At 69.3% G+C, this 17,100-nt stretch carries 18 protein-coding genes; 3 read left to right on the forward strand and 15 right to left on the reverse strand.

Going from position 1 to position 17,100, the window contains the following annotated elements:
- Positions 1-133: 133 nt before the first annotated feature.
- The 7 genes from ACIBTM_RS42855 to ACIBTM_RS42885 all read right to left on the reverse strand — a co-directional run bounded on the left by ACIBTM_RS42855 (position 134) and on the right by ACIBTM_RS42885 (position 6,358).
- Positions 134-880, reverse strand: coding sequence for an SIR2 family NAD-dependent protein deacylase (locus ACIBTM_RS42855; protein WP_395882870.1), 747 nt, complete (start codon positions 878-880; stop codon positions 134-136).
- A gap of 15 nt (positions 881-895) precedes the next feature.
- Positions 896-2,095 carry an Ig-like domain-containing protein gene (locus ACIBTM_RS42860; protein WP_395882871.1) on the reverse strand — a complete coding sequence of 400 codons (1,200 nt, stop codon included), beginning with the start codon at positions 2,093-2,095 and terminating at the stop codon, positions 896-898.
- A gap of 93 nt (positions 2,096-2,188) precedes the next feature.
- On the reverse strand, positions 2,189-3,055 hold the full coding sequence (locus tag ACIBTM_RS42865; protein ID WP_395882872.1) for a patatin-like phospholipase family protein: 867 nt from the start codon (positions 3,053-3,055) through the stop codon (positions 2,189-2,191).
- Between the two features lie 9 nt (positions 3,056-3,064).
- The gene (locus ACIBTM_RS42870) at positions 3,065-3,727 is read right to left on the reverse strand and encodes a DedA family protein (RefSeq protein ID WP_395882873.1); all 663 of its coding nucleotides are present in this window, start codon (positions 3,725-3,727) and stop codon (positions 3,065-3,067) included.
- A 61-nt stretch (positions 3,728-3,788) separates the two neighbouring features.
- Positions 3,789-4,790, reverse strand: a complete 1,002-nt coding sequence (gene lipA, locus ACIBTM_RS42875; protein ID WP_395882874.1) for a lipoyl synthase — start codon at positions 4,788-4,790, stop codon at positions 3,789-3,791.
- A gap of 37 nt (positions 4,791-4,827) precedes the next feature.
- Positions 4,828-5,784: an oxidoreductase gene (locus ACIBTM_RS42880; protein WP_395882875.1), complete on the reverse strand. Its 957-nt coding sequence runs from the start codon at positions 5,782-5,784 to the stop codon at positions 4,828-4,830.
- Between the two features lie 43 nt (positions 5,785-5,827).
- Entirely contained in the window at positions 5,828-6,358 is a 531-nt protein-coding gene (locus ACIBTM_RS42885) for a hypothetical protein (RefSeq protein ID WP_395882876.1), read from the reverse strand.
- A gap of 132 nt (positions 6,359-6,490) precedes the next feature.
- Between ACIBTM_RS42885 and ACIBTM_RS42890 the strand changes: the two genes are divergently transcribed.
- Entirely contained in the window at positions 6,491-7,108 is a 618-nt protein-coding gene (locus tag ACIBTM_RS42890) for a TetR/AcrR family transcriptional regulator (RefSeq protein WP_395882877.1), read from the forward strand.
- A gap of 25 nt (positions 7,109-7,133) precedes the next feature.
- The gene (locus ACIBTM_RS42895) at positions 7,134-8,069 is read left to right on the forward strand and encodes an LLM class F420-dependent oxidoreductase (protein ID WP_395882878.1); all 936 of its coding nucleotides are present in this window, start codon (positions 7,134-7,136) and stop codon (positions 8,067-8,069) included.
- Positions 8,070-8,133: 64 nt separating this feature from the next.
- On the opposite strand, the gene lipB is transcribed toward ACIBTM_RS42895, so the two are convergent.
- The 7 genes from lipB to lpdA form a co-directional block, all read right to left on the reverse strand.
- Positions 8,134-8,877, reverse strand: a complete 744-nt coding sequence (gene lipB / locus ACIBTM_RS42900) for a lipoyl(octanoyl) transferase LipB (protein WP_395882879.1) — start codon at positions 8,875-8,877, stop codon at positions 8,134-8,136.
- A gap of 10 nt (positions 8,878-8,887) precedes the next feature.
- Complete coding sequence (locus ACIBTM_RS42905; RefSeq protein WP_395882880.1) at positions 8,888-9,502, reverse strand: phosphatase PAP2 family protein; 615 nt, start codon at positions 9,500-9,502, stop codon at positions 8,888-8,890.
- Positions 9,499-10,383: a TIGR01777 family oxidoreductase gene (locus ACIBTM_RS42910; RefSeq protein WP_395882881.1), complete on the reverse strand. Its 885-nt coding sequence runs from the start codon at positions 10,381-10,383 to the stop codon at positions 9,499-9,501. The genes ACIBTM_RS42905 and ACIBTM_RS42910 overlap by 4 nt, the downstream gene beginning before the upstream one ends.
- Before the next feature lie 14 nt (positions 10,384-10,397).
- Positions 10,398-10,898: an ArsR/SmtB family transcription factor gene (locus ACIBTM_RS42915; protein WP_395882882.1), complete on the reverse strand. Its 501-nt coding sequence runs from the start codon at positions 10,896-10,898 to the stop codon at positions 10,398-10,400.
- A gap of 22 nt (positions 10,899-10,920) precedes the next feature.
- A complete protein-coding gene (locus ACIBTM_RS42920) occupies positions 10,921-12,003 on the reverse strand; it encodes a serine hydrolase (RefSeq protein WP_395882883.1) in 1,083 nt (360 codons plus the stop codon).
- A 249-nt stretch (positions 12,004-12,252) separates the two neighbouring features.
- Entirely contained in the window at positions 12,253-14,010 is a 1,758-nt protein-coding gene (gene sucB / locus ACIBTM_RS42925; protein ID WP_395882884.1) for a 2-oxoglutarate dehydrogenase, E2 component, dihydrolipoamide succinyltransferase, read from the reverse strand.
- A 55-nt stretch (positions 14,011-14,065) separates the two neighbouring features.
- A complete protein-coding gene (lpdA, locus tag ACIBTM_RS42930) occupies positions 14,066-15,439 on the reverse strand; it encodes a dihydrolipoyl dehydrogenase (protein ID WP_395882885.1) in 1,374 nt (457 codons plus the stop codon).
- A 214-nt stretch (positions 15,440-15,653) separates the two neighbouring features.
- On the opposite strand from lpdA, the gene ACIBTM_RS42935 reads away from it, so the two are divergent.
- A complete protein-coding gene (locus ACIBTM_RS42935; RefSeq protein ID WP_395883005.1) occupies positions 15,654-15,998 on the forward strand; it encodes an oxidoreductase in 345 nt (114 codons plus the stop codon).
- A gap of 45 nt (positions 15,999-16,043) precedes the next feature.
- Here the strand turns inward: ACIBTM_RS42935 and ACIBTM_RS42940 are convergent, their stop codons facing one another.
- Positions 16,044-17,027 carry an SMI1/KNR4 family protein gene (locus ACIBTM_RS42940; protein WP_395882886.1) on the reverse strand — a complete coding sequence of 328 codons (984 nt, stop codon included), beginning with the start codon at positions 17,025-17,027 and terminating at the stop codon, positions 16,044-16,046.
- Positions 17,028-17,100: the final 73 nt, after the last annotated feature.

The raw sequence follows: 17,100 nt of genomic DNA on the forward strand, positions 1-17,100 counted from the left end.
ACTGCAACCGAAGGGTTGTGGGAGAGTAGGACACCGCCGGACTAACATTGAAGAGAAGGGCTCGGGCCCCGGTCGAGAACCACGAGTTCTCCCGGAGCCCGAGCCCTTTTCTCATGCCTGCGCATTTAGTCCTCTAAATGCGGGACGGGGCGAGGGCGGGGAGGGATTCGGCGAGCGGGCCGCGGACGACGGCGGTGGCCATGGAGTCGTAAGGTGTCTCGGAGCCATTGCAGATGACCACGGCGGCGCCGGCCCGTGAAGCGACACTCACCAGTGAGGCGGCCGGTTGCACGCTCAGGGACGATCCGGCCACCAGTAAGAGATCGCTGTCGGAGACCGCTGCCCGCGCGGCCTGGAGCAGATTCTGGTCCAGGTGCTGGCCGAAGGAAACGGTGGCCGACTTCAGGATGCCGCCGCACACCAGGCAGGGCGGATCGGCCTCGCCTGCCCGGACGCGCTCCAGCGTCGAGCGCATGTCCCGGTGATCGTCACAGGACAGGCAGACGGACTCGAACATCGTCCCGTGGAGTTCCAGCACCCGCTCGGGCGGAGAACCTGCCTTCTGATGCAGCCGGTCGATGTTCTGGGTGATGATCCACGTCGGCGACAGGCGCTCGAGCGCGTAGTGCGCCGCGTTCGGCACGGCGTCCCAGCCGGGATGCACCAGCCGCGCCTGCCAGGTCCGTTCCCGAACCTCACGGCTTCCTTGATACGCCTTGAGGTTCGACATCTTCTCCGCGGCCGGGTCGCGGGTCCACAGACCCCGCGGGCCGCGGAAATCGGGGATCCCCGAGTCCGTGGAGATCCCGGCGCCGGTCAGTGCGACGATCCGGCCGGCGCCGGCCACGAGTGAGCGGGCCGTGCTCAGGGTGCTGGTCACCGGCCCATCATCCCTCTACTTGAGCGCGCTGCCCGCCTGCCAGTCCGCCCACGACTTCGACCAGTCGCCGTAGAGGTCCCATACCGGCAGCTGCGGGCCACCGGAGTTGGTCACCTCGACGACGTCGCCGAGCCCCATGTTCTGGTAGAACCACTGCGCGTTGGCGGCGTTGAGGTTGATGCAGCCGTGCGACACGTTCGAACTGCCCTGCGCGCCGACACTGTTCGGGTTCTCGTGGACGAACTCGCCGTCGTTGGAGATGCGCAGCGACCACTTCTCGTTCGACTTGTAGTACCCCGGCTGGCCTTGGCAGACGCCGTACGTGCACGAGTCCATCGTGTAATTCTCGTGTTTGTCCGAAATGACGTGTGCGCCCAAATGTGTGGGTGTGGCGTCCTTGCCCATGGAAATGGGCATCGATTTCGCGAGCTGACCGTTGTGGAAGATCTGCATCTGCTCGGTGTTGCCGTCGGCCTTCGCGACCCAGGAATCGTGCACTTTGTACGTTTCGGTGCGATCGGTCGCGCCGTACACGCCATTGCCGAAATCGACGCCGTAGATCATCGCCGACACCTTGAGCGTCGTCCCCGGCTGCCAATACACCTTGGGGCGGTAATGGACGTTCTTGTCGTCGATCCAGTACCAGGAGCCTTCCTGCTTCGGCGTGGACTCCACGGACAGCTTCTTCTCCACTTCGGCCTTGTTCTTCACCGGCTGGCCGAAGGTGAACACGATCGGCTGCCCGACGCCGACACCCCCGGAAGCGACCGCCGAGGGCGCCGGGATCAGGTTCGGGTTCGCCTGCTGCTTCGGGCTCAGCGTGGAGACCCTGCTCTGTTGCTCGACGGGCTTTCCGTCGGCGCCCTGGGCATGCGCCACGATCTTGTAGGTGCTGCCGTAGCCGAGCGGTTCGGTGGTCTTCCAGCTGAGCCCGTCGCTCGCCAGTTCGCCCTTCACCTGGTTGCCCTTGTCGGCGTTGCTGACGGTGACGTCGATCAGCTTGCCGTGCTCGGCCTTGACCACCACCGGGGTCGCCGGATTGACGTTCGTCCCGCCGGCCGGATCGATGGTCACCGAAACCGGGCTTTCGTCCGATCCGGCGCTCGGGCCGGAGGAATTCGAAGTACCGGTGCCGCCGGAGGACGAGCAGGCCGAGATCAGCAGTATCGCGGCGAGTATTCCGGCCGTCGAAAGTAATGTCTTCTTGGGAAACATGAGATTCTCTTTTTAAGTCGCTCGATCAGCGGGAAGTTCTCTCTTCAAAACTACGCGACGAAGAAGACGTGATCGCTGCCGGATGGTTGCTTCTCAGTCCACGACGAGACCGGGCGCACCATAAAGGCCGGGGCCATCGACGCTCAATTCGCCCAAATAGGTCTTCGCGGCGTCGTAGGCTTCGGCGGTCAGTGCGGCGGTGTGGCTGAAGTCCAGCGGGCTGACCCGTACCGGCTTCGGCCCCGGTATGTACACCACGGGCACTTCGGCCGCGGCGATCGGCGCCTCCAGGACCGCCTGGTTCCGCATGCTGATCATCGCGGTGAACATCATCACCTCGGCGAAGGTCTGCGGGGTGCCGGGCATCTTGCCGGGGAAGGCGCAGTCGAGGACGACGAGCGATTTCGCGCCCATGGCGAGTGCCTGGCGCATCGGCACGTTGGCGACCAGACCACCGTCGTAGAGCATGCGCTCGCCGAAGGGCACCGGCGGATAGATCCCGGGAATCGCGCAACTGGCCAGCAGCGGCGCCAGCACGGGCCCGGAACGGATCAGCAGCGGCTCGGCGGTGTCGACGTCCGTCGCGACGACGCCGAGCGGCAGAGCGAGATCTTCGAAGCGGACGCCCTCGCCGATGTGCTCGTCGACGATCGCGGCGAGCCCGGTGTTGGGGAACAGGTTGGTCTTGCTGTGCCGCAGGGTCCGCACCTGGCTGAGCACGCCGCCGGGGAACGCCTCGTGCCGGGTCATCCGCGACCAGATCCGGTCGAGCCGGTCGCTCGATTCGCCACCGAGGGCGAGGACGGCGGCGTTCAGTGAACCCACCGAGGTGCCGACGACGAGGTCGGGCGCGACGCCCGCTTCCGTGAGAGCCCGCAGCATCCCGACCTGCATCGCCCCGAGACTGCCGCCGCCACCGAGGACGAAACCGATCGGCTGGGGCAGGTTCAGGGCGGCCATGCCCGGAATCTAGTCGTCCGCGCCGATCTTCGCCGGGATGGCTTCGTCGGCTGTGACCGCGAGCGCTTTCTTCTTCTTGTAGCGCAGCAGGAAGAACACGGCGACACCCACGAGCACGCCGACGATGACCAGGCCGCCGGTGTTGAGCGCGCCTTCGACCTTCTTGGCGGCCTCGCCGAGGGCGGCACCGATGCCGATGTGGATGGCCGACCAGCAGGCCGCGCCCGCCGCGGCGGCGGGCAGGAACTTACGGAAGGGCAGGCCCGAGGTCCCGGACGCGGCCGGGGTCAGCGTGCGGATCACCGGGAGGAACCGCGCGAAGAACACCGCCCACGCGCCTCGCCGTTCGAGCACCCCCGTCGCCTTGTCCCAGGCGTCGAGGCCGTACTTGCGGATCAGCTTCGTCTCGCGCAGACGCGGGCCGAAACGTTTGCCGATCGCGTAGCCGAGCGAGTCGCCGAGTGCGGCGCAGACCGTCACGACGGCCCACAGGGTCAGGAAGCGTGAGACCGACGTCGCCGTCGTGGCCGCGACCAGCAGCCCCGATTCACCGGGGGCGATGAAGCCGAGCCCGATGGTGCATTCGGCGAACACGAGTCCACCGGTCGCCGCGACCAGTCCCGGTTCCGGGAGTCCCTGCAGCCAGTTCAGAAGATCAGTTACCAACGCCACCAGGTCACTTTACTGATTCGTGACCTGGTGGGTGGCGATGTCGCGAAGAGGGTGACCGGAGTCACCGAGCCAGCAGCGAGCTGGCTTCCTGGGCCGCGGGCCCTTCGGCGGCCAGGTGGGCCAGGTTCTCCGACAGCGGCTCCCCGCGGTGGGCTTTCGTCTGGGCGAAGAGGCGACCGGCGCGGTACGAGGAGCGTACGAGCGGCCCGGCCATGACGCCGGCGAAGCCCATGGCCTCGGCTGCGTTCGAGTGCTCGACGAACTCTTCGGGCTTGACCCAGCGGTCCACGGGGTGGTGCCTGGGTGAGGGCCGCAGGTACTGGGTGATCGTGAGGATCTCGCAGCCCGCGTCGACCAGGTCCTTCATCGCGGGCGCGACCTCTTCCGGGGTCTCGCCCATGCCGAGGATCAGGTTCGACTTCGTCACCAGACCGGCCTCACGGGCCTTCGTGATGACTTCCAGCGACCGCGCGTACCGGAAACCGGGGCGGATGCGCTTGAAGATCCGCGGCACCGTCTCCACGTTGTGCGCGAGCACCTCCGGCCGCGAACCGAAGACTTCGGCGAGCTGGTCCGGGTCCGCGTTGAAGTCCGGGATCAGCAGCTCGACACCCGTGCCGGGGTTCAGCGCGTGGATCTGACGCACGGTTTCGGCGTACAGCCACGCGCCACCGTCCTCCAGATCGTCGCGCGCGACGCCGGTGACCGTCGAGTAGCGCAAGCCCATCGCCTGGACGCTTTCGGCGACCTTGCGCGGCTCGGTGCGGTCCAGCGCTGCTGGCTTGCCGGTGTCGATCTGGCAGAAGTCACAGCGCCGCGTGCACTGGTCGCCACCGATCAGGAACGTCGCCTCGCGGTCTTCCCAGCACTCATAGATATTGGGACAACCGGCTTCTTCGCAGACGGTGTGGAGGCCTTCACGGCGCACCAGGCCTTTGAGTTCGGTGAACTCCGGACCCATCCGGGCGCGCGTCTTGATCCACGACGGCTTCTTTTCGATGGGAGTCTGGGAATTCCGGACCTCGAGCCGCAACAGCTTGCGGCCATCTGGGGCAGCACTCACACCGTCACCCTACGCCCGCCGGAGCAGTGGTCGCCGCTTACGCGGGGTCGGGGGTGACGCCCGTCAACTTGGTGGTCAGATCCCACAACGCGGCGCCGAGCGATTCGCTCCTCGCGGCGGCCAGCGGGCGCACCTTGACCGGAGCACCGCGAAGCCCGCCGAGCCCGCGAGGGCCGATGTAATCGCCGCCTTCGGCCTCGGGGGAGGTCGCCGCGAACAGTTGCGGGAGCGTGCCCTGGCGGGCGTTCTGCGCGATGAAGATCTCGCCGATCCGGTTGCCCGCGGCGACGAGCGCGCGCACCACCGGGTTGCGGTAGGAGCGGGCCATCCCGGAACCGAGTCCGGTCCAGGTGTAGCCCGGGTGCGCCGCCACGCTGATGACGTCCTCGCCCTCGGCGCGCAGCCTGCGGTCGAGTTCGAGCGCGAACACCTGATTGGCGAGTTTCGACTGGCCGTAGGCCGAGCCGGGGTTGTACATCCGGCGTTCGAAGTTCGGGTCGGCGACGTCGATGCGCGCGCCCGTCGCCGCGACACTCGACAAGGTGACGACGCGCGCGCCCGAACCGTTGCGCAGTGAAGGCATCAGCAGCCAGGTCAGCACCGCGTGCCCGAGATGGTTCGTGCCGAACTGGGTTTCGAAACCGTCCTTGGTGTGGCCGCGCGGGGTCGCCATCACGCCCGCGTTGTTGACCAGGACGTCGAGCTTGTCGCCCGTCAGCTCCTGGACCTTCTTCGCGGCTTCGCGGACCGAATCGAGGTCGGCGAGGTCCAGCCGGACGAGCTCGGGTGCTTCCCCGGTCGCGGCCGCGCGCACCTGCTCCAGCGCCTTGGCGCCGCGCTCCGGCGAGCGGCAACCGAGCAGCACGCGGGCCCCCTTGGCCGCGAGCACCTCGGACATCCGCAGCCCGAGCCCCGAGTTCGCCCCCGTGACGAACACGGTCCGGCCGGTCTGATCCGGGATGTCGGCCTCGGTCCAGCGCGCGTGAGCAGCCATGCGGGTCACCTAACTACATCGTCGGCTGTGCCGCTACGCCAGGTCAGGCGCTCGGCGCGAGCAACCGGAGCAGGTGACCCATGGGGCTGCGGCGCCGGGCGGGCTTCGCGTGCCGTCCGTGCCGGAGCAGGGCGGCGAACGCGCTGCCGACCTTGGTGATCTCGTCGACAGGCTCCTTGCCGTCGGCAAGACCGGCCGTCAGCGCGAGCGTGCGCAGTTCGGCTTCGTGCGACGGGATCAGCGCGGGGCACCGTTCGAGGGCCGCGTCGAGAACGGCGCGGAGGGTCTCGTGTTCGGTGGTGGCGCTGTTCCAGGCGCGGGTGACGGCATCGACCCTGTCGAGCGCGAGGTCCTGGTCGGCGTAGTCCGGGTCGGTCATCTCGGCGCGGAGGTGACCGGCGAACACCTGGTTCCACTTGTACCGGAGCGCGACCAGAAGCTCCTCTTCGGTCGCGAAGTACTTGGTGGCGCCAGGGATTTCTTCGAGTGAGATCGCGTCGGACGGGTGGTGACCCGCCTGGCGCAGTGCGGCTTCGAGGATGTCGCGCCGCTGGTAGAAGTCGTTCCAGCTCATGATGTGGGCTCCCCTCCGTGACCCGGTTCATACCGCAGGTTTGCGGCATACTCCCGGTACGGACCTGACAGCAGTCAACATACCATGGGTATGGAGTGGGGACGGCGGCGTAAAGTTGTGAAGGTGGCGACAATGAGGTCAAGGCGGCTGGACTATTCCGAGTCCACCCGGTCGGCGCTCGTGGAGAGTGCCGTCGAGCTGTTCACCAAACGCGGGTACGCCGGTACGTCTCTCGACGAGATCGCCAAGCGGGCCAGGGTGACGAAAGGCGCGCTCTACCACCACTTCAGTGGCAAGCAGGCGCTGTTCGAGGCCGCCTTCGACACGGTCGAGAGCCAGGTCTTCGACCGGCTCGAAAAGATCATGAACGGCCCGGCCTCGCCGTGGGAGCGGGCGCTCACCGGATTGCGTGGCTTCCTGCAGAGCTGCCTCGACCCGGCGTACCAGCGCATCGCGATCCACGAGGCGCCGGTGGTGATGGGCTGGGAGCGCTGGCGCGAGGCGGAGGAGCGCTGCAGCTTCGGCCTGGTCCGCACCGGGATCCAGTCGCTCATCGAGGTCGGCGAGGTCGACGACGTCCCGGTCGACGTCACCGCGCGGCTGCTGTTCGGCGCGTTGTCGAGCGCGGCGATCGAGATCGCTTCGTCCACCGAGCCGAAGAAGGTCAGCGCCCAGGTCGAGGAGGTACTGGTGCGGCTGCTCGTCGGGTTCCGCCGTGTTCCGCCCGCCGAGCACGGGAAAGCGAGCTGACGAAGCCGTCTATAGGGTGGCTTTCGTGGACCTCAGGATCTTTACCGAGCCCCAGCAGGGGGCCAGTTACGAAGACCTGCTCCGGGTGGCGAAGGCCACCGAGGACGCGGGTTACGACGCCTTCTTCCGCAGCGACCACTACCTGAAGATGGGTTCGGCGACCGGACTGCCGGGCCCGACCGACGCGTGGATCACCCTCGCGGGTCTTGCCCGCGAGACCCGCCGTGTGCGGCTGGGCACCCTCGTCACCGCCGCCACCTTCCGCCATCCGTCGGTGCTCGCGATCTCGGTCGCGCAGGTGGACCAGATGTCCGGCGGCCGCGTCGAGCTCGGCCTCGGGTCGGGCTGGTACGACGACGAGCACACCGCCTACGGCCTCGACCTGCCGCCGATCAAGGAGCGCTTCGACCGCTACGCCGAGCAGCTCGCCGTCGTCACCGGGCTGTGGGAGACGCCGGAGGGGGAGACGTTCTCCTTCGACGGCGAGCACTACAAGCTCGTCGACTCGCCCGGCCTGCCCAAGCCGGCTCAGCGGCCCCGGCCGCCCGTGATCATCGGCGGTGGCGGCAAGAAGCGCACCCCGGCACTCGCCGCCCGCTACGCGGACGAGTTCAACCTGCCGTTCGTCGGTCCGGACTTCGCCGCCGAGCAGTTCGGCCGCGTCGACGACGCCGCGCGCGAGATCGGCCGCGACCCCAAGGAGATCATCCGGTCGGCCGCGCTCGTCGTCGCCGTGGGCCGTGACGACGCCGAGGTCGCGAAGCGTGCTTCGGTGCTCGGGCGCGAGGTTTCCGAGCTGCGGGAGAACGGGCTCGCGGGGACCCCGTCGGAGATCGTCGAGAAGGTCGGGCAGTGGCGGGAAAAGACCGGGATCACCCGGCTCTACCTGCAGCTGCTGGACCTTTCGGATCTGGACCAGGTCGAGCTGATCGCCTCCGAGGTCGCTCCTCAGCTGGACTGACGCTTTTGCGCGTGAAGGCCCCCTTCCCTCGGCTCAGCCGAGGGAAGGGGGCCTTCACGCGCTCTCAGCTCTGCAGGGCGAAAGTGACGCCGGGGGCGGGAGGGGCTTCGGGGCGCGGCAGCCAGCGCTCGTCGCTCACCGGCAGGTCGCCTTCCAGCGCCGCGAGCACGGCTTCGCGCGCCATCGGCAGCACCGACGCGACCGTGACCTCGCGGTCGAGCTCGTAGGACAGCGACGTCACGCCCGCGTCCCGGATGCCGCACGGGACGATCTTGTCGAAGGCGCCCAGATCGGCGTTGCAGTTCAGCTCGAAACCGTGCATGGTCACGCCGCGCTGGACGCGGATGCCGATCGCGGCGATCTTCCGCTCCGGGCCGCGGTCGTCGGCGGGGATCCAGACGCCACTGCGGCCCTCGACCCGGCCGGTGTGCACGCCGAACTGGTCGCAAACGGTGATCAGGGCCTCTTCGAGGCGCCGCACGTAATGCACGACGTCGATCGGGTCGGCGAGTTTGATGATCGGGTACCCGACCAGCTGACCAGGCCCGTGCCAGGTGATCTTGCCGCCGCGGTCGACGTCGATCACCGGGGTACCGTCGGTCGGCCGGTCCTCGGCTTCGGTGCGCTTGCCCGCCGTGTACACCGACGGGTGCTCCAGCAGCAGCATGGTGTCAGGGCCCTCGCCGTCGGCACGGGCTGTCACGTGCCGGCGCTGGAGTTCCCAGGCTTCGGTGTAGTCGATCGTCCCGATCTCGCGGACGTCGACGGGCTCGGTGGCGGCACGGCATGACGTGGTCGAAGAGCTCACGTCAGCGACACTACGCCGGGTCTTTCGGCAGGGGGAGCAGGCCCAGCCCGGCCGCCGAAATCAGGCCCACCCCACCCACCGCGAGCACGGATCCCGCGGTGTCGGTCAGCCAGTGCACGCCCAGCACGATGCGGCAGAGGGCGCCGAGCACCGTCGCCGCGGCGGCGATCGTGATCGCCAGGCGCGCGAAGTGCGGACGGGTCCACGCACACAGCAGCACCACGACGAAGCCCGTGCATGCGACGGCGACCACGTGTCCGCTCGGATAACTCAGATCGGGGAATTCGCGAGGCCGCTCCCGGTAGAAGGCCGGTTTCGCGATCAGGCTGGTCATCCGGCACACCAGCAGGACGACGGCCAGCTTGACGCACAAGACGGTCAGGTCGCGGCGGCGCCACGCGAGCACCACCAGCACGGCGCCCAGCGCGAACGGCAGCACCGGACCGAGTACGTGCGTGATCAGGCCCGCCACCTGACCGGCGGGCCGGGTGTGCTGGTCGCGGAACACGTCGGCGAGGGCGACGTCCACCGGCGGTGGACGCTCGTCGACGGACAGCCCGAGTGTGACGAAGCCGACCAGCAGCAGGAATCCGGCGAGGGTGTACAGCCCGCGCTGCGCGGTCATGTCGCGGCGGCCAGCGCGTCCTCGAGGGTCGGATGGCGGAACGCGTATCCCGCCTCCTCTAGCACCCGCGGCATGGCACGCTGCCCGAACAGCGCCATCTCCTCGGCCGCCTGCCCGAGGGCGATCTTCATGGCGAACGCGGGTACCTGCCAGATCGCCGGGCGGTGCACGGCGCGGCCCAGCGCCTTGGTGAAGGCGGCGTTCGTGGCGGGCTGCGGTCCCGAGAGATTCACCGCGCCCGACAGCGATTCGTTCTCCAGCGCGAAAACGATCGCGCCGACCTCGTCGTCGAGCGAGATCCAGGGCATGTACTGCTTGCCGTCGCCGAGTTTCCCGCCGAGCCCCAAGCGGAACAGCGGCCGCAGGACGTCCAGGAGCCCGCCCTTGCGCGCGAGCACCAGCCCGGTGCGGATACGTACGACACGGGCGCCGGCGGTGGCCGCGGTCTCGGTGGCGCCTTCCCACGCGGTGCAGAGCTCGGCGAGGAAACCGCGTCCCACCGGACTCGTTTCGTCCACAAGGGACGGTCCGGGGTCGCCGTAGTAGCCGACGGCGGAAGCGTTGACCAGCACGGGGATCCTGTGTTCGGCGACGGCTTCCGCGAGGACCTCCGTCGGTTCGACCCGGCTGTCGAGGAGTACCTGTTTGCGGGCCGCGCTCCAGCGTCCGGGCAGGAGCGGCGCGCCCGCGAGGTTCACGACCGCGTCGACCCCGTCGAGCGCGCCGTCGGCGATCTCACCGGCGGGGGGATCCCAGCGGCGCTCGTCGGCCGCCCGCTCCTCCCGGCGGACGAGGCGGACGACCTCGTGCCCGGAACGGCGTAACCGTGTCGTCAGGGAGGTGCCGATCAGTCCGCTCGCGCCCGCGATCAGAACTCGCATGATCCGATCGTGTCCTATCCGCGATCCGGACGCACGCTCAGGTTCTTCAGCTGCCCGGCGACATCCGACGCGGCGGTGAGCAGCACCAGCACCGGGATCGTCGCGGTGGGACGAAGCCGGTAACTGCCGCGCTTGTCCTGCTCGACGATCCCGGCGCCGGTCAGCGCCTTGAGATGGTGGTACAGCTGGCCGGGCGACCCGAGTTCGGCGGCCTCCTGCAGGGCGGGCGCGGTCTGCGCGCCCTTCTCGGCCAGCGTCCGCACGAGCGCCACCCGCGCGGTGCTGGACAGGGCCGCGAGCACCTCGACCCGCGGCCCGTCCTCGAATCCCAGCATCGGACCGGGCGTGATGGTGATCGCCCAGCTCAGTTCGAGGGGCTCGGTCAGCTCGCCGTGGTAGCCGACCAGCCCGCCGGGGCTCACCGCCGGCTCGGCCTGGTGCTCGCCGTGCCGGTCTTCGAGCGCGGCGACCCGGGCTTCGAGGGCGGCGATCCGGTCGGCGAGCTCAGCGTCCATACCGGCTATCTATACCGTCGCCTCAGCGGAGCGCTCGTTCCAGGGCGGTGAAGCGCGCCGGATCGGACAGCGCCGCGAGCACGAGGTCGATGAGCGGCAGCGCGTTCTGCAGGTCCTGATCGCTCACACCGGTGAGCAGGACGGCGGCCGTGCCCGAACGCCCGCCCGGCCGGCGGACGGAGAGCCCGATGGTCAGGGTTCGAGGCAGGCTTCCGCCCTTGAAGAGCACTTCGCTCGCTCCAGGCGGCACGCGGTCCGCGAGCGGCTTCGCGAGGATTTCGCGCGCGGGTGTGTAGAGGCCCTTCGCGATACTGCGGTGAAGCGAGAACAGATCCGCCGCCGAGCCCTGGCCGTGCCCCTTGATCCACGGCCATTGGGCGTCGGAGGTGCCCGGCATGTCCGGCCACCGTTTGAACGCTTCGGCGCGGAACGCCGGATCGCGGACGAAGCGGCGCGCGATCGCGTCACCCATCGCCCGGCGGACGGCGACCGGGCTGCCGGGTGGTGGCGCGTACTCCGGCATCATCAGCATCAGGACCTCACCGCCGAGAGAACGGGTGTCCGGCCGGAACCAGCCGCCCCGTGCCGCCGCGCGATGGAGGGCGGGATCGCCGAGGCGGGTGCGGAGATAGTCCGTGGCGGCGTTGTCGCTGAAGAAGATCATCGCTTCGGCGAGCCTGGCCAGTGGGACACGCTGCTCCGGGTCCTTGGCGATGCCGTAGTCGTCGCAGGGGACACCCAGCCAGTTCAGCGCTTGGAAATGCGCGCGGCCGTCGGCGACGAACGGGTGGTGGGCGTCCCAGTCGCCCACCCGGATCTGTTCCTTCGGGTCGAGCCTGCCCTCGGAGACGGCGACGGCGTACGCGCTGAGATGCACGACCTTGATCGACGAGGCCAGCACCCGCCGGACGTCGGGGTTGCGCGCGGCACGGCGGCCGTCGCCGTCGTCGACCAGGACGGAGACGTCTTGCCGGTGCGCGGCGATCCAGTCGAGCCAGCCCTGTTCGGTCGTCGTGTCCGGCTGGGCCGCGCTCGCGGTTCCCGGCAGCAGCAGCGCGGCCGACCCCGCGGCGGCACCCGCCAGCAGATGGCGTCTGGTCAGCATGGTCAACACCCTCCCTCTTGTTTTCCGTAATTCCGGAATACTAGAGTTCGGGATGGCTGTCAAACCCCGCGTTTAGTCCTCTGAATGCGGCCGGGGTACGTGAAGGCCCCCTTCATTGCGTCTAGCGCAGTGAAGGGGTCCTTCACGTACTTGTGAGGAGGCAGAATCGGTGACATCCGGGGAGCGGAAAAAGGCGAAGGCCCCCGCCCCGCCGAAGCGGGACGAGGGCTTTCACGGACTACCGGAGGATCAGAGACCGAGCTCGTCCTCGAAGTTGCCCTCTTCCAGACGCTGCTTGATCGTCGTGACGAAGCGGCCCGCGTCGGCCCCGTCCACCAGGCGGTGGTCGTAGGTCAGCGGCAGGAACGCCATCGACCGGACGGCGATCGTGTCGTTGCCGTCGGCGTCCGCGATCACGACCGGGCGCTTCACGACCGCGCCGGTACCGAGCATGCCCGACTGCGGCTGCACGATGATCGGCGTGTCGAACAGGGCGCCGTTGGAGCCGATGTTCGTGATCGTGAAGGTGCCACCCGACAGCTCGTCCGGCTTGATCTGGCCCGAACGCGCGCGGCCCGCCAGGTCGGCGATGCGGTGCGCGAGACCGGCGAGGCTGAGCTCACCCGCGTCGTGGATGACCACCGACAGCAGACCCTTTTCGGTGTCCACCGCGATCCCCAGGTGCACCGCACCGTGGTAGGTGATCTCCTTCGTGTCCTCGTTGTAGGACGCGTTGACGTTCGGGTGCTGCTTGAGCGCCTCGACGGTGGCCTTCGCGAAGAACGGCAGGAACGTCAGGTTGACGCCCTCGCGCTCCTTGAAGGCCGCCTTCGCCCGCTGGCGGAGCTTGGCGACCTTCGTGACGTCCACCTCGTGGACCTGCGTGAGCTGCGCGGAAACCTGCAGCGACTCGCGGGTCTTCGTGGCGGTGATCTGCCGGATCCGGCTGGCCTTCTGCACGGTGCCGCGCAGGGCCGCGAGCTCCGGCGAAACCGTGGCCTTGCGCGGAGCCGACGGGGCGGCGGCCGGGGCGGCGGCAGCGGGCTGCGCGGCGGGAGCCGGGGCGGCCTTCTGCTTGGCCTCGGCGGCCGCGAGCACGTCCTGCTTGCGGATGCGGCCACCGACGCCGCTGCCGGACAGCGACGACAGGTCGATGCCGTGCTCCGAAGCGAGCTTGCGGACCAGCGGCGTCACGTACGGCGCGTTGTCCGAGCCGTTGTCGCTGCTCGCCGCGGGCTTCGGTGCCTCGGCCTTGGGAGCCGGGGCGGCCTGAGGAGCCGGGGCGGGCTTCGGCGCGGGAGCCGCTTCGGCCTTGGGCTCGGGCTTCGGTTCCGGCTTGGGCTCCGGCTTCGGCTCGGGCTTGGGTTCCGGCTTGGGCTCGGCCTGCGGGGCCGGGGCGGAACCGGCGGCACCGATCACCGCGAGCACACCGCCGACCTCGACGGTCTCGTCCTCGCCGGCGCGGATCTCCAGCACGGTGCCGGCGACCGGGGACGGGACCTCGGTGTCGACCTTGTCCGTGGAGATCTCAAGCAGCGGCTCGTCGACCTCGACGCTCTCGCCGACCTGCTTGAGCCACCGGGTGACGGTGCCCTCGGTGACGCTCTCGCCCAGCTCGGGCAGCTTCACCTCGGTGCCCTGGCCACCGGACGGCGCCGGGGCGGCGGCGGGCTCGGCCGCGGCCGGCTCAGGCGCCGCCTCGGGCTCGGGCTCCGGCTGTGCCTCGGCGACCGGAGCCGCGGGGGCCGAAGCCTCCGGCACCCCGCCGGTCCCGTCGTCGATGACGGCGAGCTCGCCGCCGACCTCGACGGTCTCGTCTTCCTGCGCGCTGATCTTCACGACCTTGCCGGCGACCGGGGACGGGACCTCGGTGTCGACCTTGTCCGTGGAGATCTCGAGCAACGGCTCGTCGACCTCGACGGTGTCGCCCTCCTGCTTCAACCACCGGGTGACGGTGCCCTCGGTGACGCTCTCACCGAGCTCCGGCAACGTGACGGAGTAGGCCATCGTTCGCTGACTCCCTTGATATGTCTTGCTTGGTCTGGTTCTTCGACGTGAGACGTCAGCTGTGGACGTGGAGCGGCTTGCCCGCCAGGGCGAGGAACGCTTCACCGAGGGCCTCGGTCTGCGTGGGGTGCGCGTGGATGAGCGGGGCGACGTCCTCGGGGAAGGCCTCCCAGCTGTAGATCAGCTGCGCTTCGCCGATCAGCTCGCCGACGCGGTCGCCCACCATGTGCACGCCGACGACCGGCCCGTCCGGAGCCTTGATCAGCTTGACCCCACCGGAGGTCTTGAGGATCTGGCTCTTGCCGTTGCCGCCGAGGTCGTAGGTGAAGGTGGTGACGTCGGAGCCGTACTTCTCCTTCGCCTGCGACTCGGTCAGGCCGACCGAAGCGACCTCGGGGTGCGAGTAGGTGACGCGCGGGATGCCGCTCTCGTCGATCACGCGCGGCTCCTGGCCGGCGATCTCTTCCGCGACGAAGATGCCCTGCTGGAACCCGCGGTGCGCGAGCTGCAGGCCGGGGACGATGTCACCGACGGCGTAGACGTTCGGCAGGTTGGTGCGCAGGCGGTCGTCGGTGAGGACGAAGCCGCGCTCCATCTTGACGCCGGCCTCCTCGTACCCGTGCCCGGCCGAGTTCGGGCCGCGGCCCACGGCGACCAGGAGCAGGTCCGCTTCGAGCGTCTCGCCGGACTCCAGCGACACGCTGACGCCGTTGTCGTCCTGCTTGGCACCGGTGAACCGGACGCCGGTCTTGAAGGCGATCTTGCGACGGCGGAAAGCGCGCTCGAGCTGCTTCGACGCGTACTCGTCCTCGTTCGGGACCAGGCGGGGCAGCGCCTCCACGATGGTGACGTCGACGCCGAAGGACGCCCAGACGGACGCGAATTCGACACCGATGACACCACCGCCGAGGACGATGGCCTTCTTCGGGATGTAGTCCAGCGAAAGCGCCTGCTCGCTGGCGATGATGCGCCCGCCCAGCTCCAGGCCCGGCAGCGTCCTCGAGTACGAACCGGTGGCGAGGATGACGTTCTTGCCGGTGTGACGGGTGCCGTCGACCTCGACGGTCGTGCCGCCGACGAAGGTCCCGGTGCCCTCGACGAGGTTCACCTTGTGCGCCTTGGCCAGGCCCTGGAGGCCCTTGTACAGGCGCGAGATGATCCCGTCCTTGTACTTGTTGACGCCGGCGATGTCGATGCCTTCCAGCACGGCCTTGACACCGAAGGTCTCGGCGTCGCGGGTCTCGTCGGCGACCTCCGCCGCGTGCAGGAGGGCCTTGGTCGGGATGCAGCCTCGGTGGAGGCACGTCCCGCCAAGCTTGTCCTTTTCGATCAGGGTGACGGAAAGGCCCAGCTCGGCCGCGCGGAACGCGGCGGCGTAGCCGCCCGATCCGCCACCCAGGATCACAAGGTCGGCGGAGGTGTCGGTCACTTCAATAACTCCTCGGCAAGCGGTAGGGGTGGTGCTCTGGCGCCGCTCCGCGCGGTATACGCGCGCGCGGACACTTGCCATCTTGTCACTACGCGTGGAGAGCCTGCGACCTAGGCCGCGTGCTGTGACCCACGGGACACGCCTCGCCCGGACCGCCACGCTGAGCACACGCCCGCGTCGGGATAATGGACATCGGACGCGAATGGGAAGTGAGGTGGTCGGAGTGGGTCTGTTCGACTCGCTGCGCCGGCGCTCTAAGGGCGGGCAAAAGCCCGGTACGCTGCGGAAAGCCTCTTCAAACGACTTCAAGCATCTTGAGGAGTGGGCGTCTTCACGGACCGGTGTCGAGGCGTACGTGGAGCCCAAGACCAACGTCACCGAGACCACGGTCGTCCTCATCGCCCATGACGGTGAGTGGACCCGGCGCCGGATCGACAGCCTCGACGCGGCGCAGCAGTTCGGTCACAAACGGTCGATCCCCGTCTACGAGGTGGCGCGGGTCGGCTACCCGAAGCGGATGCGGGAGTACACCGAGCGGAAGAAGCGCGGCGAAGCCTGACGCGGGTCAGAGGTCGATCTCGCCGACGTCGATCTTCGTGAGCGGTCACGCGGATTGCGCCAAAAGGAGCAAGTGCCGCTCCAGCAGCGCCCGGAAGGTCGGATGCACCGTCGTGCCCAACGCCGGGTCGATCTCGACCGTCCGCCACTGCTCACCCGCGGCCGTCAGCAGCACGACGGCCGGATCCGCGATCACCACGACCCCGCCTTCCGCGCGCAGTTCCGCCGTCCCGAGCAGCCGGGGGAAGACGACGTCCGCGGGCAGGCCGTCGCAGGTCTGGAGGAACTCGCGGTAGTCCCCGGGCAGCCGGAGCCCGAGCCGTGCCTCGGCCGCGTCGATGGTGCGGAGCGACGCCGCCGGGGGAGCGGTGCCCCCGCCGCGCAGCCGGAGGATGCCCTCGACCATCTCGCGCCAGGAGCCGGTGTCGGGCGGGTAGCGCTCGTACAGCGCCGCGACCAGCGCCCCGGCGCACAGTTCCGTCCAGCCGCCGAGCCCGAGCGGGTCCGCGCCGCCGGCGAGCTTCGGCGCGAGGCGCCGGGTCGCGGCGAGCATGGCGACGTCCGGGCGGCCCTGTCGCGACGCGATCTCGGCCCAGGCGTCCAGGTCGCCTCGCGCGACGGCCTCGCGCAACCGATCCGGCCGCGAAGGTCCGAGATGCGAGACGGCTTCGCCGATCGGGGAACCTCCGAGCAGGCCGTCGAGATCGGACACGCGCCGGGCGAGGTAGGCGTCGTGAGCGCGTTCCTCGGCGTCGAGATCGAGCGGGATCATCGCCGCGGCCCAGTCCGGGTGCGCTCCTCGCGCTTCGAAGAGCATCGCCCACGCGCGGGCCTGCACGGCGCCGGGGACCAGCGTCGTGACCGGACGTTCGGTGAGCGCGTGCCAATGCGTGATCAGCCGGTCGGCGTCCGCCATCGCCCCGGACGCGGCGAACAGCAGCGCCGCGTGCGCGATCCGGTCGTCGAGCGTCGCGTCGTCGCCGCTGAGCACGTCCCTGATCGCGCCTTCGAGATACGCGTCCCTGTCCACGGCGACGACCTTGCCATAAAGCGCGTGAAGGCCCCCTTCCCGCGGCTCAGCCGAGGGAAGGGGGCCTTCACGC

Source organism: Amycolatopsis sp. NPDC049868 (genome assembly GCF_044461365.1).
Lineage (GTDB): Bacteria > Actinomycetota > Actinomycetes > Mycobacteriales > Pseudonocardiaceae > Amycolatopsis.

What these genes read in the sequence shown, in the direction of transcription:
- ACIBTM_RS42860 (WP_395882871.1), bottom strand. Translation starts at nt 2,095, where the DNA reads ATGTTTCCCAAGAAGACATTACTTTCGACGGCCGGAATACTCGCCGCG.
- ACIBTM_RS42865 (WP_395882872.1), bottom strand. Translation starts at nt 3,055, where the DNA reads ATGGCCGCCCTGAACCTGCCCCAGCCGATCGGTTTCGTCCTCGGTGGC.
- ACIBTM_RS42880 (WP_395882875.1), bottom strand. Translation starts at nt 5,784, where the DNA reads ATGGCTGCTCACGCGCGCTGGACCGAGGCCGACATCCCGGATCAGACC.
- ACIBTM_RS42885 (WP_395882876.1), bottom strand. Translation starts at nt 6,358, where the DNA reads ATGAGCTGGAACGACTTCTACCAGCGGCGCGACATCCTCGAAGCCGCA.
- ACIBTM_RS42890 (WP_395882877.1), top strand. Translation starts at nt 6,491, where the DNA reads ATGAGGTCAAGGCGGCTGGACTATTCCGAGTCCACCCGGTCGGCGCTC.
- ACIBTM_RS42905 (WP_395882880.1), bottom strand. Translation starts at nt 9,502, where the DNA reads ATGACCGCGCAGCGCGGGCTGTACACCCTCGCCGGATTCCTGCTGCTG.
- ACIBTM_RS42910 (WP_395882881.1), bottom strand. Translation starts at nt 10,383, where the DNA reads ATGCGAGTTCTGATCGCGGGCGCGAGCGGACTGATCGGCACCTCCCTG.
- ACIBTM_RS42915 (WP_395882882.1), bottom strand. Translation starts at nt 10,898, where the DNA reads ATGGACGCTGAGCTCGCCGACCGGATCGCCGCCCTCGAAGCCCGGGTC.
- ACIBTM_RS42920 (WP_395882883.1), bottom strand. Translation starts at nt 12,003, where the DNA reads ATGCTGACCAGACGCCATCTGCTGGCGGGTGCCGCCGCGGGGTCGGCC.
- sucB (WP_395882884.1), bottom strand. Translation starts at nt 14,010, where the DNA reads ATGGCCTACTCCGTCACGTTGCCGGAGCTCGGTGAGAGCGTCACCGAG.